Raw genomic sequence first — 10,403 nt, 5'->3', positions numbered from 1 at the left:
ACCAGCAACGATCTTGAATCACAAAATCAAAGGCAAGGGAATCTCTCCACACGATTCCGATTAGCGCTGACAGACTCTAGCAGACGACGCCGGTTTCGGCAATGGATGGGTCGGCGCATCTGGAGGAACGGGATTCTCACCCTAATATCCATAGGTGGATGTCGTGTCCGGCCGCTCGCTCACGACGCCCCGGGAATGCTTCCCAAAGGATTGAAGAGCGGCATGGGCATTCGTGTCGTGAACTCTCTCCGGCAAGGCGTAGAGTGACACTATTCGCGGCATTGGGAGGGATGGACATGAAACCTGCAATCATCGGCCTCGTCGGCACGCTCGTTCTCGCGGGATGCAATACCGTCAGCTACAGCGGCCCGGGCCTCGAACCCATCCCCGGCAGCATTACCTATAGCGGTCAACCGCGCACCAAACTCACCAAATCGCCCGTTGGTTCCGCCTTTCCGCATGATTTCATCGACCAGTACGGCCGGCAGGTGGAGGAAACCTACATCATCCAGCCCGACCGGAGCCTGATCATCGCGCATCGGCAATACAAGCCGATCCGGTTCTTCGGGGATTAGGCTTGGTCTGCGTGGTTTGCGGGAGATGGAGCGGGCACTTCGAGTCTGGATTTCAGCCCGAGCCGGATCAACCAGTCAGGGCCAGCCAATCACCGATCGTTTTTCCGTAACGCCGCGTCGAGCGGATGGCCGGGGCCGGCCGCTGTTGGGTTGCCATCGTCCTTCGGATTTCACGCGGGCTCAGCCCGAATTCGTGGATGAAGGCGCGCGTAAAATTGGCGGCGACCTCGAAACCGGCGGCTTCTGCGATTTCTGAAATCGGCCGGTGGTCGGCCGAATTGCTGAGGTCCGCATAGGCCTGCAGCAATCGCCGCTTGCGAATATAATTGAGCACGCCTCCGTTCGCCTCAAACAGCTGGTAAAGCCGCGTGCGCGAAATCCCCAACGCGCGGCACATCATGTCCGGTGTCAAGTTTTCCGAATGGAGATTGACGTGAATGTAGCGATGCGCCCGCTCCATCAGTCCCATGTTGGTCTGGTTTTGACCGGTGTCAGTCCTTGTGGACGACGCGGCGCCCGCAACGACCATATCGCCGATGGTTTGGATGATCCGGGGCACTTCCTCTATCGTCAGATTGCCGAGGTTCGTTTCGAGGCCCGTGAGATAGCCCGTGAGCAACTCGGCGTGGCTGCCCGAAAGAACCGTGTTGCCGGCGCTCTGGAGAAGGCTCGCGTCGCGAGCCAGCAGCTCATACGGCAGGAACACGAGCAAAGCTTCGGTATCGGTCATCCGTCCGCGATAGGGGCTGCCGAGAGACATGAAAAGTATCTCGCCGGCAGCGGTCTCGGTGACACGACGGTTGACCTCGGTCCAGGCTTGGCCGCTGCGCTGCAGGCCGACATTCCAATGGTCGATGGGGCTCGATCGAAGCATGGCCTGATCGCGGATATATCTGTGGGCATGCGCGCGCTGCTGGACGATGAGGATATCGCCGAGATGCCAGCCGATCTGCTCTGCGAGGAACCCGTCTTCCGGTGACTTCCCCTCCGGCAGATGAACATCCACGAGCGGCGCCATATGTTCCTGCCAGGCCTGGAATTGTTCTGCCGGTGGCAGGTCCTGCGTCGAGAATCGCAGCGGCACGAGTGCAGGGGAGGCATGGGATGGGCGTTCCTTGCGCATGGCCGGTTCACGCGGCCAGCGCCGCCGCTCCATATGCGCCGGCCGTTCCTGTTCCGCGGCAGGATCATCGTCGGATTCAGACCCTGTAGCCATCCAATTCCTCCAGCGCATAACTCGACCCGAGCCATGGAAATTGAGAAAAGCAATTGTTTTTGCGGCTGAAATCTCCGCAGAACTCCGTCTGAAAAAGCGCAAGCGCTCGAACAGTCACCTCCATAAGTTGCTTATCATATTCCTTTTCGCTCTGAAATGTACGGAGCGATAATTTCTAGGACGCGAGGATAACGACAATAGCCTCCTTTAGCTGTATCTAAATAAACATCGGTACTTTCCAAAAGAAAAACCGGACGAATAAAATATTCGCATGATCGAACGACTTAGTTTCGCGGGATAGCGAAGTAAAGATCGAAGATCCCACAGCAAAATCTGAAAACACGGGAGGTGGTTGTGAACTATCTTGGCAGGATTCGTGCGCGCTGTTTGCAAACTTCGGCTCGTGATGCAAATAATTCATCCGGAATATCTGGTGCTCCCAAAAGAGTTCTTGTCACCGGCGGTGCAGGTTTCCTCGGATCACATCTGTGCGAGACGCTTTTGGCCGCTGGACACCAGGTGATCTGCCTCGACAACTTTTCCACCGGCATGCGGCGCAATATCGCCCACCTGAGGCGAGTCGATCGCTTCAATGTCATCGCCCACGATGTCGTCCACCCGCTCGATCTGGAAGTCGACGAGATCTATAACCTCGCCTGCCCGGCATCACCCCCGCATTATCAGGCCGATCCGATCCATACGACAAAGACCTGCGTGCTGGGCTCCCTCAACCTTCTGGAGCTGGCCGCGCGCACCAGCGCACGCATCCTTCAGGCATCTACCTCCGAAGTCTACGGCGACCCGAACGTCCACCCGCAAGTCGAAAGCTACTGGGGCAACGTCAATTCGTTCGGACCCCGCTCCTGCTATGACGAGGGCAAGCGATGCGCGGAGACGCTGTTCTTCGACTTCCACAAAACGCACGGCGTCGAGATCAAGATCATCCGCATCTTCAACACCTACGGCCCGCGGATGCGTCCGGACGACGGCCGCGTTGTCTCGAATTTCATCGTTCAGGCCCTGACGGGGCAAGACATCACGATATATGGCGACGGTTCGCAGACCCGCTCGTTCTGTTTCGTCGATGATCTCATCGGCGGCATGGTCCGCATGATGGCCTCACCGTCGTCGCTGACGGGGCCCGTCAATCTCGGCAATCCGGGCGAATTCACGATCCGGGAATTGGCCGAGCAGGTGATCGGATTGACCGGCTCCCGGTCGCAAATCATCCATCGCGCTCTGCCGGTTGACGATCCCCGTCAGCGTCGCCCCGATATTTCGCTTGCCATGCAGGAACTCGACTGGCGGCCGAAGATCGACTTGTCGAGCGGCCTGCGTCAGACGATCGACTATTTCGATGGCCTTCTCACCCGTCCGGCACGCGAACTGGAAACGGTCTGATGGATACGCCCCGGGTCCTTGTCACGGGCGGTGCCGGCTATATCGGCAGCCACACCGCCAAGCTCCTCCGCTCGGAGGGGATTGAGCCTGTCGTCTACGACAATCTTACGACCGGAAACCGTTCGTCCGTGCGCTGGGGCCCTTTCGTCGAAGGTGACGTCCTCGACACGTCATGCCTGATCGAGGTCATCGAGAAATATGCTCCCGATGCCGTCATCCACTTTGCCGCCTCGGCCTATGTGGGCGAGTCCGTGCAAAACCCAGCGAAATATTACAACAACAATGTCTGTGGTGCATTGTCGCTTATCGATGCCTGCCGGCAGACAGGGCTTCAGAACGTCATCTTCTCGTCGAGTTGTGCCGTCTACGGCGTCCCCTCCGTGCTGCCGATCGATGAGACGTTGCCGAAGGCTCCGATCAATCCCTACGGCAAGACCAAGCTGATCTTCGAGCATATGCTCGCCGATTATTCGGCGGCCTACGGCCTGCGGTATGTTGCCCTGCGTTACTTCAATGCCTGTGGAGCCGATCCGGACGGCGAGCTTGGCGAATGGCACGTTCCGGAAACCCATCTCATTCCGCGGGCGCTACTTGCCGCGGCCGGCCGGATTCCGCACCTGGAAATATTCGGCGATGATTACGACACCCCTGACGGGACCTGCATAAGGGACTATATTCACGTCGCAGATCTCGCGCGCGCCCATGTTCAGGCCTTCACCCATCTCGCCAAAGGCGGAGCAAACCTCGCTGTCAACCTCGGCACCGGGCGGGGTTTTTCCATCAGGGAAGTCCTGCGCGTGATCCAGGAAACGACCGGGTGCGAAGTCCCGGTCGTCATCCATCCACGCCGGCCGGGCGATCCGCCCAGCCTCTACGCCGACGCCAGCCTGGCCCGCGAGACGCTCTACTTCCAGCCTCGATATTCAGACCTCGAAACCATCGTGCGAACGGCGGCTCCGTTCTTCGGACTGGAGGCGCGCGCGTGACCGAACTTGCGATTACCCAAGCGACGCATGCTCCGGACCCCTCTCACGAGCCGCTTCTTGTCCCGGTTCTGACTGGACGTCGGCGGGCCGAATATCTGTTGTTGGCGGCCGTATGGGCCTGCGCCTTCGCCTATTTCTGGATCTGGTGGCTGGAGCCGCGCCATCACGTCGATGCTTTCGGCACAATTACGGTGAGCCTCGTTCTTGCCTGGGTTACCGCTCTGCCGGCCTATTTCATCGTCGTCTTCTATCGGGCGGCAAGACCGAACGGTCCCTTGCGCCTGCCGGCAGGCAGTCGAGTGGCCATGGTCGTGACCAAGGCGCCGGCGGAACCCTTCTCGGTCGTCAGTGAAACCCTGCTGGCAATGCTTGCCCAGGAGGTGGAACACGACACCTGGCTTGCCGACGAAGACCCTTCCCCCGAGACTCTCAACTGGTGCTCCGGACACGGGGTCCTCGTCTCGACCCGTAAGGGACGATCCGATTATCATCGGACGTCGTGGCCCCGACGCACGCGGTGCAAGGAAGGCAACCTCGCCTTCTTCTACGACCACTACGGCTACAGCCGCTACGATTTCGTGGCGCAACTCGATGCGGATCATGTTCCCGCGCCCGACTATCTCTTCCACATGCTGCGTCCGTTCGCCGATCCAAAGGTCGGCTATGTCTCGGCCCCCAGCATTTGCGACAAGAACGCTTCCGAAAGCTGGTCGGCACGTGGAAGGCTCTATGCCGAGGCCAGCATGCATGGCTCGCTCCAAGCCGGTTACAATGGCGGCCTGGCGCCGATGTGCATAGGGTCGCATTACGCGGTGCGTACCGTCGCCCTCAAACAGATCGGCGGCCTCGGTCCGGAGTTGGCTGAAGACCATTCGACGACATTGATGATGAATGCCGATGGCTGGCGGGGGGTGCATGCGCTGGATGCTATCGCCCATGGTGACGGCCCCAGAACCTTCAGCGACCTCGTGACGCAGGAATTCCAGTGGTCGCGCAGCCTGGTCATGGTGCTGTTGCGGTATTCGCCGAGCCTCGTCGGCCGGCTGCCGCCCCGGCTCAAGTTCCAGTTCCTCTTTTCGCAACTCTGGTATCCGCTTTTTGCGTTCTTTATGTTGCTCATGTTTGCGCTGCCGATCATCGCGCTCGTGCGCGGCCAGAACTTCGTGACGGTGACCTATCCCGATTTCCTGGCGCATTTCGCACCGCTTTCTATCGCTCTCGTGGTGATGGCCTATCGCTGGCGCGCCAGCAGCTCTTTCCGCCCCTACGACGCCAAGATCCTGAGCTGGGAATGCATGCTCTTTCTCTTCGCGCGCTGGCCCTGGGCGCTCGCTGGCACGCTGGCTGCGGTGCACGATTTTGTGACAGGCTCCTTCGTCGATTTCCGCGTCACGCCGAAAGGGCGGTCCGAAGTCGATCTGCTGCCGGTGCGTGTCCTGGCGCCCTACGCTTTGCTGGCGCTCATGGCGGTATTGCCCGCCCTGGCAATCGACGATGCCGGCGCTTCCAAGGGGGGTTACTTCTTTACCGTCCTGAACGCGGCGATCTACTGCGCGCTGCTGTTGGTCATCGTCGGGCGCCATTCGAAGGAAAATACCGTTGCGGCGGCCCCGCGTTTCTACCGTCCGGCGATGGCGACCGTGCTTGTTGCGCTCGTCGCGCTGCCGGGGGTTGCAACCGTCATGCGCGGAAAGGATGCGACCGAGGCACTCGCCTGGGGCAGCGGCCGCCTGCAGCTGTTCGAAGAGCGCTATGCCGTCGCCGGTGCAGGCCGGGGCGGGACCGCCCTGCGCACGATCTTTTTCAAACCACGATGGATTTCCGATCCGGAGGAGATCCAACTGAGAACCGATGCCGCTCACCCGGATGTGCGGCCGAGCGTGGAGGAAGTACACAATGCATAGCCCATCCAAAATAGCCCTGTTGTCGTTAACCGGCCTGTTGCTGTCGGGAGTCGCGATCCTGCCGACCGCTCTGGGCAGCTCTGCCGAAGGGCAGCCGCTTGCAATGACGACATCGTCCATTGCGCCGCCGGCCAAAATGCCGGTCATCACGAAGGAGTCGATCACGTTCGGCGCCTATGATCCGCACGGAGATTTAGGCGCCTCGTCCGATTCCAAGATCGAACACCTCTTCCTGCCCTGGGAAGATGTCGATCTCCAGACGCTCGCCGTCGCCGACAATTATGCGCAAGCGCGTGGCCGCACCCTGCTGATCTCGGTCGAGCCCTGGACCTGGTCACCGGATTGGCGCCAAACCTCGCAGGAACTGCTGCACAGCATCCTGGACGGTTCGCGCGATGCGAACATGGCCGCCGTCTGCTCGACTGCTGCCAAGCTGAAAAGTCCGGTCATCATTCGCTGGGGACAGGAAATGGACGAAACCGACAGCCAGTTCTCCTGGTCGCATTGGCAGGGCGCCGATTATGTCAAAGCCTATCGCCGGATGGTGGATGTCTGCAAGGTCCACCTGAAGACGGCCAAATACATGTGGTCACCGAAGGGCAATGAGGGGCTTCAAGCCTTCTATCCCGGTAACGATGTCGTCGATCTCATCGGGCTCTCGGTCTTTGGCCTGGAGCAATACGACAGGGACAAGACTGGCCGCGACCAGACGTTTGCCGAGCACCTTGCGCCCGGATACGCGCGTGTCGCTGGTTACGGCAAGCCCATCATGGTTGCCGAACTCGGCTACGAGGGCGACGAACCCTTCGTGCGAAGCTGGGCTGAGAGCGTAACGAAACGCTATCCCCAGTTCCCGGCCCTGAGCGCCGTTGTCTACTTCAACGACCGTGAAGTCTATCCGTGGCCGGACGGCTATGGCCGCCCCGACTGGCGGATCGTCCGCCAAAGCATCAATTGAACAAGAAGGAACCTGACCATGTTCATGCTTCAAAAAGTGCTCCTGGCCGTGGCCCTGACCAGCGGTATCGCCACGGGCGCATCCGCGGCCGGAACCAATGAGCCTGCGGGGATCGAGACCGCAAAACCGATGAGCAGCGCGGAAATCTATCGGCTCTACAACCAGAATTCGTGGATGTGGAAAGCCGGCGCCGGCTACTTCTCCGCAAAGGCGCGTCGCTTTACCGCCTGGTCGCGGGAAAATGGCTCGCCGTCCTTCGGCATGGGCCGCTGGTTCATCACGGAGACGGGTAAACTCTGCTTCAACGCCGACTGGCACGCCAAGACCGGAACGGCGACGGCAATCACCTGCTTCAGCCACCGCAAGAAGGGCGGCCTGATCTATCAGAAACGCGAACCGGACGGTGAATGGTACGTTTTCAAGAGCGCACAGACACAGGCCACCGACGAATTCGCTAAGCTTCGCCACGGCGACTACGTGAGCTCTCAATTGGGGAGGATTGAGACGAGCGTCAGTAAGACCAAATAAAGGCGAAGCTAGGGGTTGCGCGCGGCCGAGGCGCCATCTGTTTCCTTGTAGGAGCCGATGCCTGCGCGCAACCCTTTTCATAAAAGATCGCGAAGCGCCTTCAAAAGGCGGCGAACGGCCTGAGGGTCAGCTGGAGCGGGTGAAGGGAATCGAACCCTCGTATTCAGCTTGGGAAGCTGCTGCTCTACCATTGAGCTACACCCGCGACGATACGAGATTTCCAACAGATAGGGGCGGCTGTCAAGTCGCGCCGCATGCAACGCCTCAGATGCGGAAATGTTTCGAGAGCTTCAGGCCCTGGGCCTGGTAGTTGGAGCCGAGACCGGAGCCGTAGAGGCTGGCGGGCGTTTCCTGCATGTGTTCGTAGACGAGGCGGCCGACGATCTGGCCGTCTTCGAGGATGAAGGGCACTTCGTGGCTGCGCACTTCAAGCACGGCGCGGCTGCCGCGGCCGCCGGCAGGCGCATGGCCGAAGCCCGGATCGAAGAAGCCGGCATAATGGACGCGGAATTCGCCGACCAGCGGATCGAAGGGGGTCATTTCGGCGGCATAATCTGGCGGCACGTGCACCGCCTCGCGCGAGACGAGGATATAGAACTCGTCGGGATCGAGGATCAGCTCGTTGCGGCCGCGGCTATAGAGCGGTTCCCAGAAATCATAGATATCGTGCTGGTCTTTCTTGTCGACATCGACGACGGCGGTGTGATGTTTGCCGCGATAGCCGATCAGGCCGTCCTTGTCTCCGGCGAGGTCGATCGACAGCGCGATGCCGCCGCCTGATACGTTGGGCAGCTTGCTGGCGACCAGCGTCTCGCTTTCATGCAGCTTCAAGAGTTCCGGCTCGCCGAGCAGCGCCTGGCCGACGCGGAAACGGATCTGCGACAGGCGCGAGCCGCGGCGCACGACGATCGGGAAGGTGCGCGGGCTGATTTCGAGATAGAGGGGGCCGGCATAGCCTGATGGAATCTTGTCGAATTCCTGGGCGTAATCGGTGATGACGCGGGTGAAGATATCGAGGCGCCCGGTCGAGCTCTTCGGATTGGCCGAGGCCGACATGTCGGCCGGCAGCGCTAAGCTCTCCATCAGCGGCACGATATAGACGCACCCGGTTTCGAGCACCGCGCCCTCGGAGAGGTCGATCACGTGCAGGCTCAGCCGGTCGAGCTTGTCGGACACCAGGTGCGAGGGGCCGGGCATGAAGCTGGCGCGCACGCGAAACGCCTTGGCGCCCAAGCGCAGGTCGAGACTTGCCGGCTGGATCTGGTCGCGGTCCAGCTCCCGTTCGGAGATCAGACGCCCCGTTTCGAACAGCGCGGAGATCGCGCGATCCGCCAGAATTCCCGTTTCGCGAGCCATCATGCCTCATCCATCATTTGCCGCCGACAAAACCAAACTCGGGGAATTGACGCAAGCAGCTAACAGCAGTATTGCAGAATTATCCCGTGGTGATTTGGCCGGTCGGCTTGCAGCCACGTTAAACAAGTGGCTAAAAAGACCGGGTTGAAACCGGTCTGCTTTTGCGACCGGTTTTTTTGTTATGTGAAGGTGATGGCATGAGCAAGACCTGGCGCCCGGCAACCCAACTCGTCCACGGTGGCACGCTGCGTTCGCAATATGGCGAGACGTCCGAGGCAATCTATCTCACCCAAGGCTTCGTCTATGAGACGTCGGAGGCGGCCGAAGCCCGCTTCAAGGGCGAGACGGAGGGCTTCATCTACGCCCGCTACGGCAGCCCCACCAACGACATGTTCGAAAAGCGCATGTGCATGCTCGAAGGCGCTGAAGACGCCCGCGCCACGGCTTCCGGCATGGCCGCCGTCACCGCGGCGATCCTCTGCCAGCTGAAATCAGGCGATCATATCGTCGCCGCGCGCGCCCTGTTCGGCTCCTGCCGCTGGGTCGTCGAGACGCTGGCGCCGAAATACGGCATCGACTGCACGCTGATCGACGGCCGGGATCTGGCGAACTGGGAAAAGGCGATCACGCCGAAGACCAAGGTGTTCTTCCTGGAAAGCCCGACCAACCCGACGCTCGAAGTGATCGATATCGCAGGCGTCGCCAAGCTCGCCAACCAGATCGGCGCCAAGGTCGTCGTCGACAACGTCTTTGCGACACCGCTCTTCCAGAAGCCCCTGGAGCTCGGCGCCCATATCGTCGTTTATTCCGCCACCAAGCATATTGACGGACAGGGCCGCTGCCTCGGCGGCGTCGTTCTTTCCGACAAGGAATGGATCGACGAGAACCTGCACGACTATTTCCGCCATACCGGCCCGGCGATGTCGCCGTTCAATGCCTGGACGCTGTTGAAGGGCATCGAAACGCTGCCGCTGCGCGTGCGTCAGCAGACCGAGAATGCGGCGAAGATCGCCGATTTCCTGGCCGAGCAAGGCAAGGTCGCCAAGGTGATCTATCCCGGCCGCAAGGACCATCCGCAGGCCGATATCATCGCCAAGCAGATGACCGGCGGCTCGACGCTGGTCGCCTTCGAGCTGAAGGGCGGCAAGGATGCGGCCTTCGCGCTGCAGAATGCGCTCGATATCGTCAAGATCTCCAACAATCTCGGCGACAGCAAGAGCCTGATCACCCATCCGGCGACGACGACGCACAAGAACCTGACGGATGAGGCGCGCGCCGAACTCGGCATTTCCCCGGGCACGGTCCGCCTTTCGGCCGGCATCGAGGATACCGACGACCTGATCGAGGATTTCGCGCGGGCGCTTGCCAAGGTTTCGGCCTGATTTAGGGATAAAGGCGGCCGGACCTCATCTGGGGTTCGGCCGGACCTCACCAAGGTGAGACCGGGGGGGGAACAAGTTCGCCCGCCGGGGCGTTCCG

9 protein-coding genes, 1 tRNA gene and 1 riboswitch are annotated in these 10,403 nt (G+C 60.6%); of the genes, 7 read left to right on the top strand and 3 right to left on the bottom strand.

Annotation, left to right across the window (positions count from 1 at the left end):
• Positions 1–296: 296 nt before the first annotated feature.
• The gene (locus A6U98_RS06405; protein ID WP_003556229.1) at positions 297–575 is read left to right on the top strand and encodes a hypothetical protein; all 279 of its coding nucleotides are present in this window, start codon (positions 297–299) and stop codon (positions 573–575) included.
• Between the two features lie 67 nt (positions 576–642).
• Here the strand turns inward: A6U98_RS06405 and A6U98_RS06400 are convergent, their stop codons facing one another.
• The gene (locus A6U98_RS06400) at positions 643–1,791 is read right to left on the bottom strand and encodes an AraC family transcriptional regulator (RefSeq protein ID WP_064648690.1); all 1,149 of its coding nucleotides are present in this window, start codon (positions 1,789–1,791) and stop codon (positions 643–645) included.
• Between the two features lie 354 nt (positions 1,792–2,145).
• On the opposite strand from A6U98_RS06400, the gene A6U98_RS06395 reads away from it, so the two are divergent.
• From A6U98_RS06395 to A6U98_RS06375, 5 genes are read left to right on the top strand one after another with little or no spacing between them, the layout of a single operon-like run.
• Positions 2,146–3,192 carry a UDP-glucuronic acid decarboxylase family protein gene (locus A6U98_RS06395; RefSeq protein ID WP_064648688.1) on the top strand — a complete coding sequence of 349 codons (1,047 nt, stop codon included), beginning with the start codon at positions 2,146–2,148 and terminating at the stop codon, positions 3,190–3,192.
• Positions 3,192–4,178 carry a UDP-glucose 4-epimerase GalE gene (gene galE / locus A6U98_RS06390; protein ID WP_064648686.1) on the top strand — a complete coding sequence of 329 codons (987 nt, stop codon included), beginning with the start codon at positions 3,192–3,194 and terminating at the stop codon, positions 4,176–4,178. Before A6U98_RS06395 ends, galE begins: the two co-directional genes overlap by 1 nt.
• A complete protein-coding gene (locus A6U98_RS06385; protein WP_064648684.1) occupies positions 4,175–6,082 on the top strand; it encodes a glycosyltransferase family 2 protein in 1,908 nt (635 codons plus the stop codon). Before galE ends, A6U98_RS06385 begins: the two co-directional genes overlap by 4 nt.
• 19 nt (positions 6,083–6,101) lie before the next feature.
• Entirely contained in the window at positions 6,102–7,040 is a 939-nt protein-coding gene (locus A6U98_RS06380; RefSeq protein WP_064648682.1) for a glycosyl hydrolase, read from the top strand.
• Between the two features lie 18 nt (positions 7,041–7,058).
• The gene (locus A6U98_RS06375; protein WP_064648680.1) at positions 7,059–7,568 is read left to right on the top strand and encodes a DUF995 domain-containing protein; all 510 of its coding nucleotides are present in this window, start codon (positions 7,059–7,061) and stop codon (positions 7,566–7,568) included.
• 131 nt (positions 7,569–7,699) lie between these two features.
• Here the strand turns inward: A6U98_RS06375 and A6U98_RS06370 are convergent.
• Positions 7,700–7,773: transfer RNA gene (locus A6U98_RS06370), tRNA-Gly, on the bottom strand.
• 59 nt (positions 7,774–7,832) lie between these two features.
• Positions 7,833–8,927 (bottom strand): 2'-deoxycytidine 5'-triphosphate deaminase, encoded by a 1,095-nt coding sequence (locus tag A6U98_RS06365; RefSeq protein ID WP_064648678.1) that lies wholly within the window; start codon positions 8,925–8,927, stop codon positions 7,833–7,835.
• Positions 8,928–9,000: 73 nt separating this feature from the next.
• Positions 9,001–9,079, top strand: a riboswitch (SAM riboswitch).
• A 42-nt stretch (positions 9,080–9,121) separates the two neighbouring features.
• Between A6U98_RS06365 and A6U98_RS06360 the strand changes: the two genes are divergently transcribed.
• Positions 9,122–10,306: an O-succinylhomoserine sulfhydrylase gene (locus tag A6U98_RS06360; RefSeq protein WP_064648676.1), complete on the top strand. Its 1,185-nt coding sequence runs from the start codon at positions 9,122–9,124 to the stop codon at positions 10,304–10,306.
• Positions 10,307–10,403 lie beyond the last annotated feature (97 nt).

The sequence above is a fragment of the Rhizobium sp. WYCCWR10014 genome (assembly GCF_001657485.1).
GTDB lineage: Bacteria > Pseudomonadota > Alphaproteobacteria > Rhizobiales > Rhizobiaceae > Rhizobium.
Note: the sequence above shows the minus strand (reverse complement) of the source record. Positions and strands in the feature narration are given on the sequence as shown.